Source organism: Streptomyces sp. NPDC058457 (assembly GCF_042720695.1).
Lineage (GTDB): Bacteria > Actinomycetota > Actinomycetes > Streptomycetales > Streptomycetaceae > Streptomyces.
This window is the reverse complement of sequence record NZ_JBHXLU010000004.1, coordinates 39891-60942: the sequence shown is the minus strand read 5'-3', so window position 1 is coordinate 60942 and position 21052 is coordinate 39891. Positions and strand designations below refer to the sequence as shown.

The following is a 21052-nucleotide window of genomic DNA, read 5'->3' as shown; positions in this document are numbered from 1 at the left end:
CACGCAGCGGTGAGCTGAACCGGGTATCGCTACGGCAGCTCCGGCCGGCTGGCCGCGAGCCGGTCGCCGATGTCCCGCAGTCCCGCGAGGTCGTGCACATCGCCGGGCAGCGCGGCCACTTCGACCACGGCCACTTCGGGGTGGCGCGCGGTGAAGCGGTCACGTGTGCGCTGCTCGCGGGAGAGCAGCTGCATACGTTCGGCGTGCAGCCTCAGCAGACCTGCGGTGAACTGGTCGACGGTGCGGTCCGGGGCCTCTGACGAGGGGGATTCGTCAGTCATGTCCTCAGGCCCTGACGAGGGGGATTCGTCGGGCCGGGACGCGGACGGCACGGGCGCGGGTGATTCAGAACTGCCGTACGTGTCGGGAGAGTTACGAAGTCCAGCTTTCCCGCCACCCTGATCGACAATGCGGGGCTCTTCAAGATTTTCCGCGGCTTCAGGATTCTCCGAGGCCTCAAGATTTTCCGCGGCGGCGAGCGCACGCTCGGCCGACAACCGGTCGGCGCCGCTGCCGTGGACCCTGTTGAGGACCAGACCGACCAGCGGCATGTCCTCCGCGGCCAGCCGCTCCACGAAGTACGCGGCCTCCCGCAGCGCGTCCCGCTCCGGAGCCGCCACCACCAGGAACGCCGTACCGGGCGCCTGAAGCAGCTTGTACGTCGCGTCCGCGCGCGTGCGGAACCCGCCGAACGTCGTGTCCATCGCGGCCACGAACGTCTGTACGTCCTTCAGCAACTGCCCGCCGAGCAGCTTGCCGAGTGTGCCGGTCATCATCGACATGCCGACGTTCAGGAAGGCCATGCCGGCCCGGCCGCCGAGCTTCGCCGGTGCCGTCAGGAGGCGGATCAGGCGGCCGTCCAGGAAGGAGCCAAGGCGCTTCGGCGCATCGAGAAAGTCCAGGGCGGAGCGGGAGGGCGGGGTGTCCACCACGATCAGGTCCCACTCGTCCCGGGCCCGCAGCTGGCCCAGCTTCTCCATCGCCATGTACTCCTGCGTGCCCGCGAAGCCCGCCGAGAGCGACTGGTAGAACGGGTTGGCCAGGATGGCGGCCGCCCGCTCGGCGTCCGCGTGCGCCTCCACGACCTCGTCGAAGGTGCGCTTCATGTCGAGCATCATGGCGTGCAGTTCGCCGCCCGCCCTGCGCTCGCCGCCCGCCCTGCGCTCGCCGCCCGCCCTGTGCTCGCCGCCCGCCCTGCGCTCACCGTCACCCGCGGCCGAGCCGCCGCGCGACGCCGCTCCCCGGTCCTCGGTGCCCTTCACCTTCCGCGGCACGTTGTCCAGCGAGTCGATGCCCATGGACTGCGCCAGCCGCTTGGCCGGGTCGATGGTCAGCACCACCACCTTGCGGCCGCGTTCCGCCGCCCGCAGGCCCAGGGCCGCCGCGGTGGTGGTCTTCCCGACGCCGCCCGAGCCGCAGCACACCACGATCCGGGTGTTCGGGTCGTCGAGCAGCGAATCGACGTCGAGCGCGGGCGCGTGGGCCAGCCGGCGTGCGCCGTCCTGCGCCGGTTCCTGGGCCGGATCCGGATCCGGAGTCATGACATCCCCTGTTCCCGCAGCTCGGTGGCGAGTTCGTACAGGCCCGCCAGGTCCATCCCCTCGGCGAGCAGCGGCAGTTCGTGCCGCTCCAGGTCCAGCTCGGCGAGGACCGCGCGCTGCTCGTGCTCCAGCGCGTACCGCTCGGCGTACTCGGAGGCCTGCGTGAGCAGCGGGTCCACCAGCTGCTCGGCCTTCCCGCCGCGCCGCGCCCCGCCGAGCCCGGCCGCCGACAGCGCCTGCGCCACGGCGGTGCGCGGCACGGTCCGTACGAGTTCCAGGTCGGCGGCGTCCAACACCTCCGGCCGGACCATGTTCACGATGACCCGGCCCACCGGCAGCCGCGCGGACCGCAGTTCGGCGATGCCGTCGGCGGTCTCCTGGACCGGCATCTCCTCCAGGAGCGTGACCAGGTGCACGGCCGTCTCCTTGGACTTCAGCACCCGCATCACGGCCTGCGCCTGGTTGTGTATCGGGCCGATCTTGGCGAGGCCGGCCACCTCGTCGTTGACGTTCAGGAAGCGGGTGACGCGGCCGGTCGGCGGGGCGTCCATGACGACGTAGTCGTAGATGAACCGCCCGGCCTTGTCCTTCCTGCGCACCGCCTCGCACGCCTTGCCGGTCAGGAGGACGTCCCTGAGGCCCGGCGCGACGGTGGTGGCGAAGTCGATCGCGCCGAGCTTCTTCAGGGCCCGGCCCGCCCCGCCGAGCTTGTAGAACATCTGGAGGTAGTCCAGAAGGGCCAGTTCGGGATCGATGGCGAGGGCGTAGACCTCACCGCCGCCCGGCGCTACGGCGATCTTCCGCTCCTCGTAGGGCAACGCCTCCGTCTCGAAGAGCTGGGCGATGCCCTGCCGACCCTCGACCTCCACGAGAAGCGTCCGCTTCCCCTGGGTCGCGAGGGCCAGCGCGAGTGCGGCGGCGACCGTCGTCTTTCCGGTCCCGCCCTTGCCGCTGACGACCTGGAGCCTGCTCACGTCTTCGAGACTAACCAGTCGGCCGGACACTCACGCGGGAGGCTGTGGATAACCGTGCGTGCGGTGGGCCACGTGTCCCGTGCGTCACAGCGGATACAGTCGGCCACATGACCAAGTGGGAATACGCAACCGTGCCGCTGCTCGTCCATGCCACGAAGCAGATTCTGGACACCTGGGGCGAGGACGGCTGGGAGCTCGTCCAGGTCGTGCCCGGGCCCAACAACCCCGAGCAGCTCGTGGCCTACCTGAAGCGGGAGAAGCCGTAATGAGCGCCGTCGAGGCCAAACTGGCCGAACTCGGTCTCGCGCTGCCGGCGGTCGTCCCGCCGCTCGCCGCCTACCAGCCGGCCGTCCGGTCGGGTGTGTACGTCTACACCTCCGGCCAGCTGCCGATGGTGGACGGCAAGCTTCCGGTCACCGGCAAGGTCGGTGCCGAGGTCACCGCGGAGGAGGCCAAGGAGCTGGCCCGCACCTGCGCGCTGAACGCCCTGGCCGCCGTGAAGTCCGTCGCCGGTGACCTGGACCGCGTCGTGCGGGTGGTGAAGGTCGTCGGCTTCGTCGCCTCCGCGACCGACTTCACCGGCCAGCCGGGTGTGATCAACGGCGCCAGCGAGCTGCTCGGAGAGGTTCTCGGCGACAAGGGCGTGCACGCGCGCAGCGCGGTGGGCGTCGCGGTGCTGCCGCTGGACGCTCCGGTCGAGGTCGAGGTCCAGGTCGAGCTGGAGCCGTAGCCCACCGAAGCGGGAGCGGTAGCCCTCCAAGGGGGAGCGGTAGCCCTCCAGGCAGGAGCGGTAGCCTGCCAGAGCCCCTCTCGAACATTCGCTCCCCACGGGATAGCCTCCGGTAATGGCCGATGGACAGTGGTATCCCCCCGAGTGGCCGGACCGCATCCGCGCACACGCGGAGGGCACCCTCGTGCCGGTGGCCCCGAAGCGCGCGGCCACCGTGCTGCTCCTGAAGGACACCCCGGACGGTCCCGTCGTCCACATGCTGCGCAGACGCGCCTCCATGGCCTTCGCCGGAGGCGCGTACGCGTATCCGGGCGGCGGTGTCGACCCGCGCGACGACGACCACCAGGTCCGCTGGGCGGGCCCCACGCGCGCGTGGTGGGCCGAGCGGCTGGGCGTCGACGAGGCGGGCGCCCAGGCGATCGTCTGCGCGGCCGTGCGGGAGACGTACGAGGAGGCGGGCGTCCTGCTCGCCGGGCCCGCCGCGGACGCCGTGGTCGGGGACACCACCGGGGACGACTGGGAGGCCGACCGCGCGGCCCTGGTCGCCCGTGACCTGTCCTTCGCCCAGTTCCTGGACCGGCGTGGCCTGGTCCTGCGCTCGGACCTGCTGGGCGCCTGGACGCGCTGGATCACCCCGGAGTTCGAGAGCCGCCGCTACGACACCTGGTTCTTCGTCGCCGCCCTCCCGGAGGGCCAGCGCACCCGCAACGCCTCCACGGAGGCCGACCGCACGGTGTGGATCGGCCCGGCGGAGGCGGCCGCCGGCTACGACAAGGGCGAGCTGCTGATGATGCCGCCCACCATCGCCACCCTGCGCCAGCTCCTGCCGTACACCACGGCTGCCGAGACGCTCGCGGCGGCGCCCGCGCGGGACATGACGCCGGTGCTGGCCCGCGCCCGCCTGGAGGACGGTGAGATCGTCCTGACCTGGCCGGGCCACGACGAGTTCACCAAGCACATACCGACCGACCTGACGAGCGGTGGAGCCTGACCATGACGGACGCAGCAGCCCTGCCCGGCCAGCCGCGCGGCGGAGCCCTCTCGGGTCCTGCCACCGCGCGGGCCGTCAACGTGCTGGCGCCCAACGCCTCCGCGATGACCCTGGACGGCACCAACACCTGGATCGTCGCCGAGCCCGACTCCGACCTGGCCGTGGTGATCGATCCGGGCCCGCTGGACGACGGCCACCTCAAGAACGTCGTCGACACGGCCGAGAAGGCCGGCAGACGGATCGCGCTCACCCTCCTGACCCACGGCCACCCCGACCACGCGGAGGGCGCCGTACGCTTCGCGGAACTGACCGGCACGCGCGTGCGTGCCCTTGATCCGGCGCTGCGCCTCGGCGACGAGGGCCTGGCCGCCGGCGACGTGATCACGACCGGCGGGCTGGAGCTGCGGGTCGTACCGACCCCGGGCCACACCTCCGACTCGCTGTGCTTCCATCTCCCGGCCGACCGCGCGGTCCTGACCGGCGACACCGTCCTGGGGCGCGGTACGACGGTCGTGGCGCACCCGGACGGCCGGTTGGGCGACTACCTGGACTCGCTGCGGCGGCTGCGCTCGCTGACGGTCGACGACGGGGTCCACACCGTCCTGCCGGGCCACGGACCCGTCCTGGAGGACGCCCAGGGGGCCGTCGAGTTCTACCTGGCCCACCGCGCCCACCGGCTGGCCCAGGTAGAGACGGCCGTCGAGAACGGCCACCGCGCCCCCGCCGAGGTCGTCGCCCACGTCTACGCCGACGTGGACCGCTCCCTGTGGCCGGCCGCGGAACTGTCCGTCCGGGCCCAGCTGGACTACCTGACCGAGCACGGGCTGATCCAGTCGGAGATCTAGTCCCAGCCCTCCGGCCGGGGCGCCTTCACGCCGTGCACGCGCGCGTACTCGTCGGCGAGCCACGGGCCGAGGTCGTCCACGTACGACCGCAGTACGGCGAGGTCGCCGACCGGCTCGTACCCGGACACGGCCGCGCGGCGCAGCTGTTCGGCACGCTCCGGGTAGTAGCCGGCGAACGCCTCGGCCATCTCCCGCAGATCGCTCGTCCAGCCGTTCCAGCGGGGCATGACGAGGGTGAAGCCGGTGCGGACTAGATGCCGTGACATGAAGCGCACCAGGGGGCGCAGGGCCTCCTCGGTGTCGTCCGCGGCCGCGATCCGGTCCCGCCAGCGCGGCAGCCGGTGAGCCAGGTCGCCGTTGGTCTCGCGGGCGAGCAGGGAGTCGGGTCGGTAGCGGGGCAGGAACTCGGCGAGGTCCTCGCCGAGCAGCGGGGTGCACTGGCAGGCCACGAACCAGCCGATGTCGTACCGCTCCAGCTCGCTGAGCACCCGCCCGCGGGAGTACAGCAGGGTCCCGACCCCGTCGATCTCCGGGAACTCCTTGTCGACGGCCTCCCCGAGGGCACGGGCCGCGTCCCGGTCGGCGCCGGTCGGCTCCTTGCCGAGGACGGCCACCAGATCCAGGTCGCTGCGCCCCACGCGCGCGGTGCCGCGCGGGATCGAACCGTAGAGGTAGGCGCTGTCCAAGCACGCCCCGAAGGTGTCCAGGAGCCGGTCGCGGGCGGTGGCGACCACAGGGCGGAAAGCGCGCGGCACGCGCGCGTGCGAGCCCTCGCGCTCGATGAAGCCCAGGGGGTCGAGGCCCCGGGACGCGACTGTTTCAGGCATGGGGAACCAAATACCAGCCCGTCCGGCGATTGAGGGCGAGGTCGGAGGCGAATGATGCGGGGATCCGGGGGCGGCAGCCCCCGGAAACCGGTGCCTACCGGGACCGCTTCGCCAGCCGCTCGACGTCCAGCAGGATCACGGCCCGCGCCTCCAGGCGCAGCCAGCCACGCTGGGCGAAGTCCGCGAGGGCCTTGTTCACGGTCTCGCGGGACGCGCCGACCAGCTGGGCCAGCTCCTCCTGCGTGAGGTCGTGGACGACGTGGATGCCTTCCTCGGACTGCACGCCGAAGCGGCGGGAGAGGTCCAGCAGGGCGCGCGCGACCCGGCCCGGCACGTCGGAGAAGACCAGGTCGGACATGGCGTCGTTGGTCTTGCGCAGTCGGCGGGCGACCGCGCGCAGCAGGGCGGTGGCCACCTCGGGGCGCGCGTTCAGCCAGGGCTGGAGGTCGCCGTGGCCGAGGCCCAGCAGCTTGACCTCGGTCAGCGCGGTGGCGGTCGCCGTGCGCGGGCCCGGGTCGAACAGCGACAGCTCGCCGATCAGCTCGCCGGGGCCGACCACGGCGAGCATGTTCTCGCGGCCGTCGGGGGAGGTGCGGTGGAGCTTGACCTTGCCCTCGGTGACGACGTAGAGCCGGTCGCCCGGGTCGCCCTCGTGGAACAGGGAGTCGCCACGCGCGAGGGTCACCTCACTCATGGAGGCACGCAGCTCCGCGGACTGCTCGTCATCGAGCGCCGCGAAAAGCGGGTTGCGCCGCAGAACGTCGTCCACGAGTTCTCTCCTTGTCGACCTGCTCAGGGGATCTTGCTCCCCCTTGGTACCAGGGGACCGTGCTCCCCATTTTGCCGGACGGTCCAAACAGTGTGATCTGTCACAAGGATGCCGCACAGGTGTGCCGAGGTAAGCGGCAGGGGTCCAATCGGGGGCTGATCTTCCGGGCCTGGGGCGGATGTCGGTGCCGGGCTTTAGGCTGGCCGGGTGTCCAAATCGCCGGTGAGAGCACAGGCCAAGGGGGCTGGGCGGGTGGTTGTACGAGGTGATTCCGCTGTGGGCGAACATGGGTCCGATGCCGTCTCCGGTGAGCCGAAAAAGGTGACAAAAGCAGTGAAAGCCGCGAAGAAGGCGGCGGTGGAGAAGACAGCGGCGAAGAAGGCGACGACGAAGAAGAAGGCGACGGCGAAGAAGACGGCGACGGCGAAGAAGACGGCGACGGCGAAGAAGACGGCGACGGCGAAGAAGACGGCAGCGGCGAAGAAGACGGCAGCGGCGGTGAAGGCGGCGCAGGCGAAGACCGCGGCCAGGCGTGTCGCGTCCAAGACAGCCGCGGTCGAGAAGGCCGCCGCGAAGCCGCAGCCGGCCGGGAAGCCCGAGTCGCAGACCTCGCTGGTCCGCCGGGCCCGCCGGATCAACCGCGAGCTCGCCGAGGTGTACCCGTACGCCCACCCCGAGCTGGACTTCGAGAACCCCTTCCAGCTCCTGGTCGCCACGGTGCTGTCCGCGCAGACCACCGACCTGCGCGTCAACCAGACCACCCCGACGCTGTTCGCGAAGTACCCCACCCCCGAGGACCTGGCCGTGGCCAACCCGGAGGAGGTCGAGGAGATCCTGCGGCCGTGCGGGTTCTTCCGGGCCAAGACCAAGTCGGTGATAGGGCTCTCCAAGGGGCTGGTGGAGGAGTTCGGCGGCGAGGTCCCCGGCCGGCTCGAAGACCTCGTCAAGCTGCCCGGCGTCGGCCGCAAGACCGCGTTCGTCGTGCTCGGCAATGCCTTCGGACGTCCCGGCATCACCGTGGACACGCACTTCCAGCGCCTGGTCCGCCGCTGGCGGTGGACCGCGGAGACCGACCCCGACAAGATCGAGGCGGCCGTCGGCGGGCTGTTCCCCAAGAGCGACTGGACCGACCTCTCGCACCACGTGATCTGGCACGGCCGCCGGATGTGCCACGCCCGCAAGCCCGCCTGCGGCGTCTGCCCCATCGCCCCGCTCTGCCCGGCCTACGGCGAGGGCGAGACCGACCCGGAGAAGGCGAGGAAGCTGCTCAAGTACGAGAAGGGCGGCTTCCCCGGCCAGCGGCTCAATCCGCCGCAGGCGTATCTGGACGCGGGCGGCCGCCCGGCGCCGCCGCTGGGCGGCGTATCAGGAACATGACCCAGGGGTCTTCTCAGGGACGGAGAACGGAACGATCAAGGAGACTTCGGGCGTTGGAACGGGCAGGACGGGGGAGCAGGGCAGGACGGGGGATGCCGTGACACACAGCAGCAAGGAGCAGACCGGCGGTGCGCGCGCGGGCGTGTCGCTCGGCAAGGAGGGCCTGCCGGAGTGGCTGGACCCGGTGATGCGGGCCGCCGAGACGGTCCAGCCGCTCCAGCTGAGCCGCTTCCTGCCGCCGGAGAACGGCGCGGGGCGGCAGTCGGCCGTGCTGATCCTGTTCGGGGAGGGAGAGCAGGGGCCGGAGCTGCTGCTGATGGAGCGGGCCGGCTCGCTGCGCTCGCACGCCGGGCAGCCCTCCTTCCCCGGCGGCGCCCTCGACCCCGAGGACGGCGACCCGAAGGCCGACGGGCCGCTGCGGGCCGCTCTTCGCGAGGCCGAGGAGGAGACCGGGCTGGATCCGGCCGGCGTCCAGCTGTTCGGGGTGCTGCCCAGGCTGTACATCCCGGTGAGCAAGTTCGTGGTCACCCCGGTGCTGGGCTGGTGGCGCGAGCCGAGCCCGGTGGGGGTGGTGGATCCGAACGAGACGGCGCGGGTCTTCACCGTTCCCGTGGCGGATCTCACGAACCCGGCCAACCGGGCCACCGCCGTGCACCCCAGCGGCCACCGAGGTCCGGCATTCCTGGTCGAATCGACCCTGGTGTGGGGGTTCACGGCCGGGGTGATCGACCGACTGCTGCACTACGCGGGATGGGAGCGCTCCTGGGACCGCGAGAAGCTGGTCCCGCTCGACTGGCGGTCATGACAGGGTGTCCACCGTGCTGTGTCATCCGGGGGACGCCGTGTCCGATTGCCGCTGCGCGGCGGGCCGGACCCCCGGCCGACCTGTAGAGACCGCGAAGCGACGAGGCGAGGCTTGACTCGGTGAACGTGCTGGACATCCTGTTGCTGGTCGCCGCCGTGTGGTTCGCGATCGTCGGCTACCGCCAGGGGTTCGTCGTCGGCATCCTGTCGGTGATCGGCTTCCTGGGCGGCGGACTCGTCGCCGTCTACGTCCTGCCGGTGATCTGGGACGCGGTGACCGACAACGCCGAAGTGGGCACCACCGCCGCGGTCGTCGCCGTGGTCGTCGTCATCGTCTGCGCCTCCGTCGGCCAGGCCCTGACCACCCACCTGGGCAACAAGCTGCGCCGGTACATCACCTGGTCCCCGGCCCGCGCCCTGGACGCCACCGGCGGCGCGCTGGTCAACGTGCTGGCGATGCTGCTGGTCGCCTGGCTGATCGGCTCCGCCCTCGCGGGCACCACCCTGCCGACGCTCGGCAAGGAGGTGCGCAACTCCAAGGTGCTGCTCGGGGTGTCCAGAGCGCTGCCCAACCAGGCCGACACCTGGTTCGCGGACTTCTCCGCGGTCCTCGCGCAGAACGGCTTCCCGCAGGTCTTCAGCCCGTTCGCCAACGAGCCGATCACCGACGTCTCGCCGCCCGACCCGGCCCTCGCGAACAGCGCGGTGGCCACCACCGCCAAGCAGTCCATCGTCAAGGTGACGGGCACCGCGCAGAGCTGCGGCAAGATCCTTGAGGGCACCGGGTTCGTCTTCGCCGACCGTCGCGTCATGACCAACGCCCACGTGGTCGGCGGCGTCGACGAGCCCACCGTCCAGATCGGCGGCGAGGGCCGTAAATACGACGCCAAGGTCGTCCTCTACGACTGGCAGCGCGACATCGCCGTACTGGACGTGCCGGACCTGCGGGCCAAGGCCCTGAAGTTCTCCGCCACGGACGCCGACACGACCGACGGCGCGATCGTCGCCGGGTTCCCGGAGAACGGCTCGTACGACGTCCGGCCCGCCCGGGTGCGCGGCCGGATCACGGCCAACGGCCCGGACATCTACCACCGCGGCACCGTCCGCCGTGACGTCTACTCGCTGTACGCGACCGTCCGCCAGGGCAACTCCGGAGGCCCGCTGCTCACGCCCAAGGGCAGGGTGTACGGGGTCGTCTTCGCGAAGTCACTGGACGACGCCGACACCGGGTACGCCCTCACGGCCGACGAGATCCAGGCGGACATCGCCCGGGGCCGTACCGCGAGCCAGCAGGTGGGCACCGACAGCTGCGCCCTGTAGAGCCCCTCCAGAGGTCTTCGGGGCCCGCGGGGCCGTGTGAGCCGTCAGCCGCGGGTGTGGCGCAGACGTACCGAGACCCAGCGGGCCCGACGGCGCAGGATGCGCGGAATCCCCACCCTGAGGTCCGTGCCCGGCGGCTGCGGAGCACCTCCTCGGTGGGAGTTCAGGCCGCCTGTCGTACGGCGGTTGCGGGGTGCGTCACTGTAGTCGTGCGTCCAGCCCATACCCCGACGTCTGCCCCTGCCCCAAGGTCGATAACCTCCCGCGCGCCCCTGAATCGGCCTATGCGCCGGGCATGTGGCCGTTCGTAGAACAGCTGTGCAGGTCCGGATACCGGGCGCATCGGCGCGGTCACCGATCGGGTTCGGGGTCTTTCAGCCAGTTGACGAGTTCGGCGGAGAACGCGACCGGGTCCTCCTCATGAGGGAAGTGCCCGAGCCCGTCGAACAGCCGCCAGCGGTACGGCGCTTCGACGTACTCGCCGGAGCCGGCCGCGCTGCGGGTGCGGGTCACCGGGTCCAGGGAGCCGTGCAGATGGAGCGTCGGGACGCGCACCGGGCGCTTCATCCTGCGGTTGAACTGGATGCCGTCCGGGCGCGCCAGCGAGCGCACCAGCCAGCGGTACGGCTCGATCGAGCAGTGTGCGGTGGAAGGGATGCACATGGCCCGCTGGTACGTCTCCACCGCCTCGTCGTCCGGCAGCCGCGGCCCGGACCAGTCCCGGATCAGGCGGCCGACCAGCGCGCCGTCGTCGGCGGTGAGCTGCCGCTCCGGGATCCAGGGCCGTTGGAAGCCCAGGATGTAGGAGGCGGCGGCGGTCTGCCGGCGGTCCCGGAGCATCGCCGAGCGCCAGCGCCGCGGGTGCGGCATGGACACCACCGCGAGCCGTCGTACCAGCTTGGGGCGCATCGCGGCCGCCGTCCACGCCAGGTAGCCGCCCAGGTCGTGGCCGACCAGCGCGGCGTCCGGCTCGCCCAGGGAGCGGATCACGCCGGTGATGTCGAGTGCGAGGTTCGCCGGGTCGTAGCCGCGCGGGGTGCGGTCGCTGCCGCCGACACCGCGCAGGTCCATGGCGACGGCCCGGAAGCCCGCGTCGGCGAGCGCGACCAGCTGGTGCCGCCAGGTCCACCAGAACTGCGGGAAGCCGTGCACCAGCATGACCAGCGGTCCGTCGCCGAGCTCGGCGATGTGGAAGCGGGCGCCGTTCGCGGCGACGTCACGGTGTGTCCAGGGGCCCTCCGGCCGTACGGCCGAGGGAGCGGGATCCGTCATGACGTCGAGCGTGCCACAGCCTCGATGGCCGGCACCTCGTCCCGGGGGAGCTCCGGGCGCGGATGCGGCTTGGCGTTCTGGAGCACGCCCGCCGTCTCCTTCACCGAAGCGGCCACCTTCTGCGGACCCTTGCTCTTCTTCGCCTTCTTCGCGAACACCACGCCGATCAGCGCGAGGGCGACGGCCACCAGGACGTTCGCCGCGAAGGAGAGCAGGAAGCAGATCGCGAGATTCCAGTGGCTCCAGGTCCGAATCCCGTACGCCAGCGCGAAGTTGAGCATCGGCAGGGAGAACAGCAGCAGCACACCCGCCACCGAGAACGCGCCGCCGCTCGCCGCGCCCCGCTTGACGTCCTGCTTCAGCTGGGCCTTGGCCAGCGCGATCTCGTCGTGCACCAGTGCCGACATCTCGGTCGTGGCCGAGGCGAACAGCTGGCCGATGCTGCGTTCGGCACCGACCGGGCTGCCGTCGGGTGCGCTCATCGCGGTCTCCCTCTGCGTCTTCGTCATCGTCTTTGCGTGCCGGTCTTCTGGCACCGGTCTTCTGGCACCGGTCCTTTTGTGCCGGCCTTTTTTGTACCGTCTCGTCAGATCATGCCGGACGGCCGCCCTGCTCGCCTGCCCCGCCCGGTACTTCGGCGGGCGCGTCCCGCCTGCCGGCCCCCTAGGGGGCGGCCTTCTCCGCGGCGATCCTGCGGTGTTCGGCGGCCTTCCGCTCGTAGATCTCCGCCATCCGCAGGTGGTACGCGGGGTTGTCCTCCTCGTAGACGTCCGGGATGCCGTCGAGGTCGTCGTCCCGCTCCTCGGCCGCGACCAGCCTGCGGTAGCGGGTGTTGCGTATCTTCAGCAGCACGGTGGCGCACAGGGCCGCGATGAGCGAGCCGGTGAGGACGGCGGCCTTGACCTCGTCCGTGAGTACGGCGTCGCCGGCGAAGGCGAGTTCGCCGATGAGCAGCGACACGGTGAAGCCGATGCCGGCGAGCGTGGCCACCGCGAAGACGTCGGCCCATTCGAGGTCCTCGCTGAGCGAGGCCCGGGTGAAGCGGGCGGTCAGCCAGGTCCCGCCGAAGATCCCGGCCGCCTTGCCGACGACCAGGCCGAGGACGACCCCGAGCGTCTCCGGCTTGGTGAAGACGTCGCCGAGCGCCCCTCCGGACACCGTCACACCGGCGCTGAAGAGCGCGAACAGGGGCACGGCCAGCCCCGCGGACACCGGCCGCACCAGATGCTCGACGTGTTCGCCGGGGGAGTGCTCCTCACCCTCACGGGTGGTGCAGCGCAGCATCAGGCCCATGGCGACACCGGCGATGGTCGCGTGCACGCCGCTGTTGTACATCAGCGCCCAGATCACGACGGCGAGCGGCACGTACACGTACCAGCCGCGCACGCCTCTGCGCAGCAGCAGCCAGAAGACCGCGAGGCCGAGGACCGCGCCGCCGAGCGCGGCGAAGTCGATCCGGTCGGTGAAGAAGACCGCGATGATCAGGATCGCGATCAGGTCGTCGACGACCGCGAGGGTGAGCAGGAAGGCGCGCAGGGCGCCCGGCAGCGAGGTGCCGATCACCGCCAGCACGGCCAGCGCGAAGGCGATGTCGGTGGCCGTGGGCACCGCCCAGCCCTGCGTGGAGCCGCCGCCGGTGAGGTTGGTGAGGGTGTAGACGAGCGCCGGTACGGCCATCCCGCACAGCGCGGCGACCACCGGGAGGACGGCTGCCTTCGGGTCCCGCAGGTCGCCGGCGACCAGTTCGCGCTTGAGCTCGATGCCGGCGACGAAGAAGAAGACCGCGAGCAGGCCGTCGGCGGCCCAGTGGGCGACGGAGAGGTCCAGGCCGAGGGCACCGGGGCCGAAGTGGAAGTCGGCGACGCTCTCGTAGCTGTGGTGGAGCGCGGGGATGTTCGCCCAGACCAGTGCGGCTATCGCGGCGACGAGGAGGAGCACACCGCCGACGGTCTCGGTCCGCAGCGCGTCCGCCACGATGGTCCGCTCGGGCAGCGAGAGCCGGCCGAGGACCTTCCGGACGGGGGCGGTGCGGGGCGCGGACACGGGGACCTCCGGTCGGTGGGCAGGGCAGGGCTACTTGCCGACCAGACTTCCCGGCACACCTTGGGGTCACGTTACTTTGCTTAGTTTACCTAAGATGTGATGGGAGTTGCCAGGTGAGTCTCACGGTAGGTGCAAAAAGGGCGCCCGGCGCGTTTCGCGCCGGGCGCCCTTCGAGCCCTTCGTGGCCGTGCTGCCGGTCGGGGTCAGTCCTCGCTGGGCGCCGCCGGGAGCTTCGCCTGGATGAGGTCCATGACCGTCGAGTCGGTCAGCGTCGTCACGTCACCGAGCTGCCGGTTCTCGGCGACGTCGCGCAGCAGCCGGCGCATGATCTTGCCGGAGCGGGTCTTCGGCAGCTCGGCCACCGGCAGGACCCGCTTCGGCTTGGCGATCGGACCGAGCGTGGTGCCCACGTGGTTGCGCAGGTCGTTGACCAGCCCCTCGTCCTCCGCGTTCGCCGTACCCCGCAGGATCACGAAGGCGACGATCGCCTGTCCGGTCGTCTCGTCCGCCGCACCGACCACGGCCGCCTCGGCGACCGACGGGTGGGACACCAGCGCCGACTCCACCTCGGTGGTCGAGATGTTGTGCCCGGAGACGAGCATGACGTCGTCCACCCGGCCGAGCAGCCAGATGTCGCCGTCGTCGTCCTTCTTCGCGCCGTCACCGGCGAAGTACTTGCCCTCGAACCGCGACCAGTACGTGTCCAGGAACCGCTGGTCGTCGCCCCAGATCGTGCGCAGCATCGACGGCCACGGCTCGGTCAGCACCAGGTAGCCGCCACCGCCGTCGGGCACCTCGTTGGCCTCGTCGTCGACGACCGTCGCCGAGATGCCGGGCAGCGGGGTCTGCGCGGAACCGGGCTTGGTCACGGTGACGCCCGGCAGCGGCGAGATCATCATCGCGCCGGTCTCGGTCTGCCACCAGGTGTCCACGATCGGCGTCTTGTCGGCACCGATGTGCTTGCGGTACCAGATCCAGGCCTCGGGGTTGATGGGCTCGCCCACCGAACCCAGCACCCGCAGGCTGCTCAGGTCGAACTTCGCGGGGATGTCGTCGCCCCACTTCATGAACGTGCGGATCGCCGTCGGCGCCGTGTACAGGATCGTCACCCCGTACTTCTGCACGATCTCCCAGAACCGGCCCTGGTGCGGGGTGTCCGGGGTGCCCTCGTACATCACCTGCGTCGCGCCGTTGGCCAGCGGCCCGTACGCGATGTACGAGTGGCCGGTTACCCAGCCGACGTCGGCCGTGCACCAGTACACGTCCGTCTCCGGCTTGAGGTCGAACACCGCCCAGTGCGTGTACGACGCCTGGGTGAGGTAGCCGCCCGAGGTGTGCAGGATGCCCTTCGGCTTCCCCGTCGTGCCGGACGTGTAGAGGATGAACAGCGGGTGCTCGGCGTCGAAGGCCTCCGGTGTGTGCTCGGCCGGCTGCCGCTCGACGATCTCGTGCCACCACACGTCCCGCGAGTCGTCCCAGGCCACTTCCTGCCCGGTGCGCCGCACGACCAGTACGTGCTCGACGTTGTCCACCTTGCCGATCGCCTCGTCCACGGCCGGCTTGAGCGCGGACGGCTTGCCGCGCCGGTAACCGCCGTCGGAGGTGATGACGACCTTGGCGTCCGCGTCCTGGATACGGGTGGCCAGCGCGTCCGCCGAGAAACCGCCGAAGACCACGGAGTGCGCGGCGCCGATCCGGGCGCAGGCGAGCATCGCGACCGCCGTCTCCGGGATCATCGGCATGTAGACCGCGACCCGGTCGCCTTTCTGAACACCCAGCTCCAGCAGGGCGTTGGCCGCCTTGGAGACCTCGTCCTTCAGCTCGGCGTAGGTGATCGCACGGCTGTCGCCGGGCTCGCCCTCGAAGTGGATGGCGACCCGGTCGCCGTGCCCGGCCTCCACATGCCGGTCCACGCAGTTGTACGCGACGTTGAGCGCGCCGTCCTTGAACCACTTGGCGAACGGCGGGTTCGACCAGTCCAGTGTCTCGGTCGGCTCCTTGGCCCAGGTCAGCCGGCGGGCCTGCGCGGCCCAGAAGCCGAGCCTGTCAGCCTTGGCCTGCTCGTACGCCTCGGCCGTGACATTGGCGTTCTCGGCCAGGTCAGCAGGCGGCGCGAAGCGTCGCTCCTCCCTCAAGAGGTTGGCCAGGCTTTCGTTGCTCACGACATCTCCCTTTCGAAGGGTGTCCGTTGTGTCCCAGGCCACAGCTCATCAGACCTGGGGCCCCGGTGACAAGGGCCGCCGAAAAATTGGTTTAGACCTATCAGGTGTGGCGGGTCATGTCACCGTCGGGCGTGCCGCCGTCGGGCGTGCCGAGCCTGCCAGTGCCGGGTGTGCCGTGGCACACCGGGCCCGCCGCTGCCGGCCGATGTCCGCCGGTGCCGGGCGGTGCCCGCCGGTGCCGGCCCGTGGTGCCGACGGGCCCGGTCGCCGTTTCGCTCACGCCGGGCTGGGCAGCTCCTCCGCGCCGGGTACCCCCTGGAACACCTCTCCCGCTCCGTCCGCGTCGCCCCGGCCGAGCAGATACGCCTGCGCCTCGCCCACGTGGAAGTACATCCCGTGCAGCTCCAGCTCACCCGCGGCCAGCGCCCGCGCCACCGAGTCGTGCGCCCGCAGATGCTCCAACTGCTGGACCACATTGGTCAGGCAGAGCCGCTCCACCGTGTCCGCCGGTGCCCGCCCGGCCAGCCGGACCCCGGTACGGCCCTCGTCGGCCAGCCGCGCCAGGCTCGGCAGCCCGTGCCGCAGCCACCGCCCGAGCGGGGTCGCCGCGCCCCCGGTCCCGGAGCCGAGCAGCGCCTGCATCGCCCCGCACCCGGAGTGCCCGCACACCGTGATGGACCGCACCTGCAGCACGTCCACCGCGTACTCGATCGCGGCCGCCACCGAGTCGTCCCCGTTCTCCTCACCCGGAAGAGGGACCAGGTTGCCGACGTTGCGGACGACGAACAGGTCCCCCGGACCACTGGAGGTGATCATCGAGGTGACGAGCCGGGAGTCGGCGCAGGTGAGGAAGAGCTGCGACGGCCGCTGCCCCTCGCGCGCCAGCCGGGCCAGCTCCTCCCGGACCAGGGGCGCGGTGTCGCGCTGGAACGCACTGATCCCGCGGGCGAGTTCACGGCCCGCCCCGTCCGATCTGCCGAGCCGGCGTCCGGAGCCGTGGCTCACGCGCGGCCCGGGACGGTGGCTGTTCGCCGGTCCGTGGCCGTTCGCAGGTCCGTGAGCTTGCTCCGGGCCGTGGCCGTGTTCCGGTCCGTGGCCATGTGCTGGGGCGCGGCTGTCCTCCGGTCTCTGGCCGTGCTCCGGTCCGCGACTGCGTTCCGGTGCGTGGCCGTACTCCGGTGAGCGGACGCCCGCGCGGCAGCCGGTCAGTTCGGCGGAGCCGCCCTGCGCGGTGTGGGCCCTGCGCCAGTCCCGCAGTGACTCATATGCCGCGTGGTCCATGAACGAACCGTCCAACTCCACCACGGCGTGGGCGCCCTGCGGCACGAGATGCAGGACTCTGCTGAGCCGGGGCACCGCGAGGAACGTCAGCTGTCCTCTTACGTGTACGCGATGGACTCCCCCTTTCTCTTCATGGGTGATGCGGGTGCGGGCGAGGCGGTGGAGGGCGACGGCGACGGCCACGGCGACCCCGAGGACCACGCCCTCCAGGACGCCGAGGAGAACCACCCCGAGCGTGGTGACGGCGTACACCAGCACTTCGCGGTGGCGGGTCACCGTGCGGATGTGGTGCAGGGACACCATCTGGACGCCGACGGCCATCACCAGGGCGGCGAGCGAGGCGAGCGGGATGAGATCCAGGACCGGGACCATCAGCAGCGCGGCGACTACTACGAAAACGCCGTGCAGCATCGTGGAGTTCCGGCTCACGGCACCGGATTGCACATTCGCCGAACTGCGCACCGCGACTCCCGCGACCGGCAGCCCGCCGAGCGCCCCCGACACGATGTTGGCCGCGCCCTGTCCGAGCAGCTCCCGGTCCAGGGCGGCGCGGCCGAGGCGGGACTGGGGCCCGGTGCGGCCGGCCACCAGCTTGTCCACGGCGACCGCGCCCAGCAGCGACTGCACGCTGCACACCAGGGTGGTGGTGAGCACGGCGGCGACGAGGCCGAGCACCGGCCCCTCGGGCAGGCCCGCCAGGGCATGGCTGCTCCAGGACGGCAGGTCGACCCGGGGCAGGGTGAGCCCGGTGAGTGCGGCGGTCGCGGTGGCACCGGCGACGGCGACCAGGGCGGCCGGGACCGTGCGCAGTAGACGGCCCGCTCTGCCCGGGATCCGGGGCCAGCCGAACAGCAGGGCCAGGGTCAGTGCGCTCATCGTCACGGCGGCCGGGTGCAGGTTGGCCAACTGAGCGGGCAGCGCCCGGACGTTGGCTAGGACGGAGCTCTGCGGGTTGCCGCCGAGGACGATGTGCAGCTGGGCGACGGCGATGGTGATGCCGATGCCGGCGAGCATGCCGTGTACCACGGCCGGGCTGACGGCGAGTGCGGTGCGGGCCACGCGCAGGCAGCCCAGGCCCAGTTGGGCCAGGCCGGCGAGGACGGTGATGCCGCAGGTGGCCCGCCAGCCGTACCGGTGGATCAGGTCGGCGGTGACCACGGTGAGCCCCGCGGCGGGGCCGCTGACCTGGAGCGGGCAGCCGCCGAGCCGGCCGGCGACCAGACCGCCGACGGCCGCCGCGACCAGTCCGGCCTGGAGCGGGGCGCCGGTGGCGAGGGCGATGCCGAGGGACAGCGGCAGGGCGATCAGGAACACCGCGACGGACGCCGACAGGTCGGCGCCCGCGACGGGGAGGCGGCCGCGCGGGGGCGTGGACGGGCGCTGCGGCCGGTCAGCGGCGGTGACGGCCTTGGGAGTTGTGGCCCGGGCGAGGCCGAGGCTCTCGGGGTGGGTGGGTACGCAGGCTGATGACATGTTTCCCGTCTCCTCCGGGGCAGCGCGGTCGCGGATCTGGGGGTCCCCTCGCCTGAGGGGCTCGGTCGCGGCCGTGGGTCACGGCGTGCAGTGGCGGGATGAATCAACACTCGGTAAACGAATCGTAATGCAGAGTAAAGGTCAAGCATGGATTTTCTGTGCAAATGGGGCACTCGTTCACCTCCATGGGTGAACTGAGCAGTTCATCGGCTTGTCGTATTAATCCCTCTCTCGGTCCTATGCGACCTTGGCCGCGCTGTCGGCAGATACCCGGCACATCGCCATAAAACGCCGTCACTGGCGTTCGCCGAGAGAAGGAAGAAGGTGAGCGGAATTGGCCGCCACCCAGAGGATTGCCGTCGGCGCCGTGGCCGCCGCGGCCTGTGCCGCGTCGGTCGCCGGTTGCGCGACCGGTACCAACTCCGAAGAAGGGACGTCCGGGCCGCAGAAAGGAGCGCCGGCGCCCCAGAGCGTGGTCCGTCTGATCGGCGACGGGTCCACCGCGTACACCGGGGGGCAGCCGCATCTGCCCCGCCCCGAGCGGCTCAAGGCGGGTGAGAAGCCGCCACAGTTCGTGGTGTTCTCCTGGGACGGTGCGGGCGAGGACAGCCAGAAGCTGTTCTCGCACTTCCGCAAGGTCTCCAAGGAGAACCACGCGAACATGACGTTCTTCCTCAGCGGCGTCTACATGCTGCCCGAGGAGAAGCGTGACCTCTACCGGCCCCCGCAGCACTCGCCCGGCAGCTCCGAGATCGGCTTCAACGACGAGCAGGGCATCGCCGACACCGTCGAGCAGCTACGGCTGGCCTGGCTGGAGGGCAACGAGATCGGCACTCACTTCAACGGGCACTTCTGCGGCCCCGACGGCGGGGTCGGCGAGTGGTCGGTGGCCGAGTGGAAGAGCGAGATCGCCCAGGCCAAGCAGTTCGTGAAGACCTGGAAGACCAACACCGGCATGAAGAACGCCGCACCGCTGCCCTTCGACTACGACAAGGAGCTCATCGGCGCCCGAACCCCCTGCCTGGAGGGGCAGAAGAACTTCGTGAAGGCGGCGAGCGAACTGGGCTTCCGCTACGACACCAGTGGTGTCAACGACCAGGTCTGGCCCAAGAAGAGGGAAGGGCTGTGGGACCTGTCGATGCAGCTCGTCCCCTTCCCCGGCCACTCCTACGAGCAGTTGACCATGGACTACAACTTCATGGTCAACCAGTCCGGCACGTCGACCCAGGGTGACCCCGACAAGTACGACTACTGGGGCGACCAGATGCGCGACGGGCTGCTCCAGGGCTTCAACCGCGCCTACAACGGCAACCGCGCACCGCTGGTCATCGGCAACCACTTCGAGTCCTGGAACGGCGGCACCTACATGCGCGCCCTCGACGAGGTCGTCGAGAACGTCTGCAACAAGCCCGAGGTGCGCTGTGTCTCCTTCCGTCAGCTGGCCGACTGGCTGGACGCCCAGGACCCGCAGGTCCTGGCGAGACTGCGCAGCCTGAACGTGGGCGAGGCCCCGCGGCAGGGCTGGGAGTCCTTCCTGTCCGGGCGTCCCGCCCCGGCACCGAAGGGGGTGCCCGGGGCGCCGGCGGTCAAGCAGTAGGCGCGGAACCGGGGCCGGCCGCCCGTCAGACGGGGGCGGCCACTCCCTCGCCGAGTACGAAGCCGGGGTCGATCTGCGCCGCCAGGTCGACCCCGGTGCGCTCGTTGCCCCATGACAGGGCGTTCTTCAGGTGGAAGTGGACCATCTGCCGGGTGTAGCGCTCCTGGTCGCGCAGCTCGTATGTCGCGTCGGTGGCCACCTTGAGGGTGTGCAGGGCACGGGAGTTGGGGTTCTCCAGGAGCTCGAACCGGGGCGGGCGGCCCTTCTCCATGGCGCGCACCCAGTCCGAGTGCCCGACCGTGACCAGCAGGTCGTCCCCGACCTCCGAGCGCAGGAAGTCGATGTCCTCCTGTCCCTGCACCTTGTTGCCGACGACCTTCAGCACGACGCCGAAGTCCCGGGCGTACTCCTTGTACTGGCGGTAGACGGAGACTCCCTTCCGGGTCGGCTCGGCGACGAGGAACGTGATGTCGAAGCGGGTGAACATGCCGGAGGCGAAGGAGTCCGAACCCGCCGTCATGTCGACCACGACGTACTCGTCGGGGCCGTCGACGAGGTGGTTCAGGAACAGCTCCACCGCTCCTGTCTTGGAGTGGTAGCAGGAGACCCCCAGGTCGGCGTCCGTGAAGGGCCCGGTGACCATCAAACGGACGGCACCGCCGTCGAGTTCCACCGGCCGCGCACACGCGTCGTACACCGGGTTGGGCTCCCGCACCCGGACCAGCCGTGAACCCTCGCCGGGCGGGGTGGTCTTGATCATCGTCGCGGCGGAGGTGATGCGCGGGTTGTTGCCGCGCAGGTAGTCCTTGATCAGGGAGAGCCGCTCGCCCATCGCGGGCAGCGCCTCCGCCTCCGTCTCGTCGAGACCGAGCGCGGGGCCCAGATGCTGGTTGATGTCGGCGTCGACGGCGACGACCGGCGCGCCGGCGGCCGCGAGATGGCGGATGAACAGGGAGGAGAGCGTGGTCTTGCCGCTGCCGCCCTTTCCGACGAAAGCAATTTTCATGTTCACGAAGGGTAGTCGGGTGATAGCTGTACGTGCACAT

The 21052-nt window shown here is 71.0% G+C and carries 19 protein-coding genes and 1 pseudogene; 8 read left to right on the top strand and 12 right to left on the bottom strand.

What is annotated here, in order from left to right:
* Positions 1–29: 29 nt before the first annotated feature.
* Together ACFWPS_RS05210 and ACFWPS_RS05205 are read right to left on the bottom strand one after the other, a co-directional pair.
* Entirely contained in the window at positions 30–1541 is a 1512-nt protein-coding gene (locus ACFWPS_RS05210; RefSeq protein ID WP_383701140.1) for an ArsA family ATPase, read from the bottom strand.
* On the bottom strand, positions 1538–2515 hold the full coding sequence (locus tag ACFWPS_RS05205; protein ID WP_383701138.1) for an ArsA family ATPase: 978 nt from the start codon (positions 2513–2515) through the stop codon (positions 1538–1540). The genes ACFWPS_RS05210 and ACFWPS_RS05205 overlap by 4 nt, the downstream gene beginning before the upstream one ends.
* Positions 2516–2622: 107 nt before the next feature.
* Here ACFWPS_RS05205 and ACFWPS_RS05200 point away from each other — a divergent pair, with 107 nt between their 5' ends.
* The 4 genes from ACFWPS_RS05200 to ACFWPS_RS05185 all read left to right on the top strand — a co-directional run bounded on the left by ACFWPS_RS05200 (position 2623) and on the right by ACFWPS_RS05185 (position 5081).
* Positions 2623–2781 carry a DUF4177 domain-containing protein gene (locus tag ACFWPS_RS05200; RefSeq protein WP_019992579.1) on the top strand — a complete coding sequence of 53 codons (159 nt, stop codon included), beginning with the start codon at positions 2623–2625 and terminating at the stop codon, positions 2779–2781.
* Positions 2781–3245, top strand: coding sequence for a RidA family protein (locus ACFWPS_RS05195; RefSeq protein ID WP_383701136.1), 465 nt, complete (start codon positions 2781–2783; stop codon positions 3243–3245). The genes ACFWPS_RS05200 and ACFWPS_RS05195 overlap by 1 nt, the downstream gene beginning before the upstream one ends.
* Positions 3246–3360: 115 nt before the next feature.
* Positions 3361–4236, top strand: coding sequence for an NUDIX hydrolase (locus tag ACFWPS_RS05190; RefSeq protein WP_383701134.1), 876 nt, complete (start codon positions 3361–3363; stop codon positions 4234–4236).
* Positions 4237–4238: 2 nt separating this feature from the next.
* Positions 4239–5081, top strand: coding sequence for an MBL fold metallo-hydrolase (locus ACFWPS_RS05185; protein WP_383701132.1), 843 nt, complete (start codon positions 4239–4241; stop codon positions 5079–5081).
* On the opposite strand, the gene ACFWPS_RS05180 is transcribed toward ACFWPS_RS05185, so the two are convergent.
* Positions 5078–5908 (bottom strand): nucleotidyltransferase, encoded by an 831-nt coding sequence (locus tag ACFWPS_RS05180; protein WP_383701130.1) that lies wholly within the window; start codon positions 5906–5908, stop codon positions 5078–5080. The two genes, ACFWPS_RS05185 and ACFWPS_RS05180, sit on opposite strands and share 4 nt — an antisense overlap.
* 94 nt (positions 5909–6002) lie before the next feature.
* Complete coding sequence (locus ACFWPS_RS05175; RefSeq protein ID WP_018547939.1) at positions 6003–6677, bottom strand: Crp/Fnr family transcriptional regulator; 675 nt, start codon at positions 6675–6677, stop codon at positions 6003–6005.
* A gap of 333 nt (positions 6678–7010) precedes the next feature.
* Here ACFWPS_RS05175 and nth point away from each other — a divergent pair, with 333 nt between their 5' ends.
* The 3 genes from nth to ACFWPS_RS05160 all read left to right on the top strand — a co-directional run bounded on the left by nth (position 7011) and on the right by ACFWPS_RS05160 (position 10178).
* Positions 7011–8054: an endonuclease III gene (gene nth, locus ACFWPS_RS05170; RefSeq protein WP_383701128.1), complete on the top strand. Its 1044-nt coding sequence runs from the start codon at positions 7011–7013 to the stop codon at positions 8052–8054.
* Between the two features lie 187 nt (positions 8055–8241).
* Positions 8242–8859: an NUDIX hydrolase gene (locus ACFWPS_RS05165; RefSeq protein ID WP_383701482.1), complete on the top strand. Its 618-nt coding sequence runs from the start codon at positions 8242–8244 to the stop codon at positions 8857–8859.
* Positions 8860–8978: 119 nt separating this feature from the next.
* Positions 8979–10178, top strand: a complete 1200-nt coding sequence (locus tag ACFWPS_RS05160) for a MarP family serine protease (RefSeq protein WP_383701126.1) — start codon at positions 8979–8981, stop codon at positions 10176–10178.
* A gap of 44 nt (positions 10179–10222) precedes the next feature.
* Here ACFWPS_RS05160 and ACFWPS_RS05155 read toward each other — a convergent pair whose 3' ends face one another.
* The 7 genes and pseudogenes from ACFWPS_RS05155 to ACFWPS_RS05125 all read right to left on the bottom strand — a co-directional run bounded on the left by ACFWPS_RS05155 (position 10223) and on the right by ACFWPS_RS05125 (position 18409).
* Positions 10223–10402, bottom strand: a complete 180-nt coding sequence (locus tag ACFWPS_RS05155) for a hypothetical protein (protein ID WP_089099987.1) — start codon at positions 10400–10402, stop codon at positions 10223–10225.
* A 127-nt stretch (positions 10403–10529) separates the two neighbouring features.
* On the bottom strand, positions 10530–11450 hold the full coding sequence (locus tag ACFWPS_RS05150) for an alpha/beta fold hydrolase (RefSeq protein ID WP_383701124.1): 921 nt from the start codon (positions 11448–11450) through the stop codon (positions 10530–10532).
* Positions 11447–11932, bottom strand: a complete 486-nt coding sequence (locus ACFWPS_RS05145; protein ID WP_383701479.1) for a phage holin family protein — start codon at positions 11930–11932, stop codon at positions 11447–11449. Before ACFWPS_RS05145 ends, ACFWPS_RS05150 begins: the two co-directional genes overlap by 4 nt.
* 109 nt (positions 11933–12041) lie before the next feature.
* Positions 12042–13493, bottom strand: a pseudogene (nhaA, locus tag ACFWPS_RS05140) (Na+/H+ antiporter NhaA).
* A gap of 203 nt (positions 13494–13696) precedes the next feature.
* Entirely contained in the window at positions 13697–15655 is a 1959-nt protein-coding gene (acs, locus tag ACFWPS_RS05135) for an acetate--CoA ligase (protein WP_383701121.1), read from the bottom strand.
* Between the two features lie 100 nt (positions 15656–15755).
* Positions 15756–15935, bottom strand: a complete 180-nt coding sequence (locus ACFWPS_RS05130) for a hypothetical protein (RefSeq protein WP_383701119.1) — start codon at positions 15933–15935, stop codon at positions 15756–15758.
* Complete coding sequence (locus ACFWPS_RS05125; RefSeq protein ID WP_383701117.1) at positions 15932–18409, bottom strand: SulP family inorganic anion transporter; 2478 nt, start codon at positions 18407–18409, stop codon at positions 15932–15934. The genes ACFWPS_RS05130 and ACFWPS_RS05125 overlap by 4 nt, the downstream gene beginning before the upstream one ends.
* Positions 18410–18743: 334 nt before the next feature.
* On the opposite strand from ACFWPS_RS05125, the gene ACFWPS_RS05120 reads away from it, so the two are divergent.
* Positions 18744–20006, top strand: a complete 1263-nt coding sequence (locus tag ACFWPS_RS05120) for a hypothetical protein (RefSeq protein ID WP_383701115.1) — start codon at positions 18744–18746, stop codon at positions 20004–20006.
* Positions 20007–20031: 25 nt separating this feature from the next.
* On the opposite strand, the gene ACFWPS_RS05115 is transcribed toward ACFWPS_RS05120, so the two are convergent.
* Positions 20032–21012 (bottom strand): ATP-binding protein, encoded by a 981-nt coding sequence (locus ACFWPS_RS05115; RefSeq protein ID WP_383701113.1) that lies wholly within the window; start codon positions 21010–21012, stop codon positions 20032–20034.
* Positions 21013–21052: the final 40 nt, after the last annotated feature.

Coding starts and splice junctions, on each gene's coding strand:
- ACFWPS_RS05210 (WP_383701140.1), bottom strand. CDS start 1,541: ATGACTCCGGATCCGGATCCGGCCCAGGAACCGGCGCAGGACGGCGCA.
- ACFWPS_RS05200 (WP_019992579.1), top strand. CDS start 2,623: ATGACCAAGTGGGAATACGCAACCGTGCCGCTGCTCGTCCATGCCACG.
- ACFWPS_RS05195 (WP_383701136.1), top strand. CDS start 2,781: ATGAGCGCCGTCGAGGCCAAACTGGCCGAACTCGGTCTCGCGCTGCCG.
- ACFWPS_RS05190 (WP_383701134.1), top strand. CDS start 3,361: ATGGCCGATGGACAGTGGTATCCCCCCGAGTGGCCGGACCGCATCCGC.
- ACFWPS_RS05185 (WP_383701132.1), top strand. CDS start 4,239: ATGACGGACGCAGCAGCCCTGCCCGGCCAGCCGCGCGGCGGAGCCCTC.
- ACFWPS_RS05180 (WP_383701130.1), bottom strand. CDS start 5,908: ATGCCTGAAACAGTCGCGTCCCGGGGCCTCGACCCCCTGGGCTTCATC.
- ACFWPS_RS05165 (WP_383701482.1), top strand. CDS start 8,242: ATGCGGGCCGCCGAGACGGTCCAGCCGCTCCAGCTGAGCCGCTTCCTG.
- ACFWPS_RS05155 (WP_089099987.1), bottom strand. CDS start 10,402: ATGGGCTGGACGCACGACTACAGTGACGCACCCCGCAACCGCCGTACG.
- ACFWPS_RS05150 (WP_383701124.1), bottom strand. CDS start 11,450: ATGACGGATCCCGCTCCCTCGGCCGTACGGCCGGAGGGCCCCTGGACA.
- ACFWPS_RS05145 (WP_383701479.1), bottom strand. CDS start 11,932: ATGAGCGCACCCGACGGCAGCCCGGTCGGTGCCGAACGCAGCATCGGC.
- ACFWPS_RS05125 (WP_383701117.1), bottom strand. CDS start 18,409: ATGTCATCAGCCTGCGTACCCACCCACCCCGAGAGCCTCGGCCTCGCC.
- ACFWPS_RS05115 (WP_383701113.1), bottom strand. CDS start 21,012: ATGAAAATTGCTTTCGTCGGAAAGGGCGGCAGCGGCAAGACCACGCTC.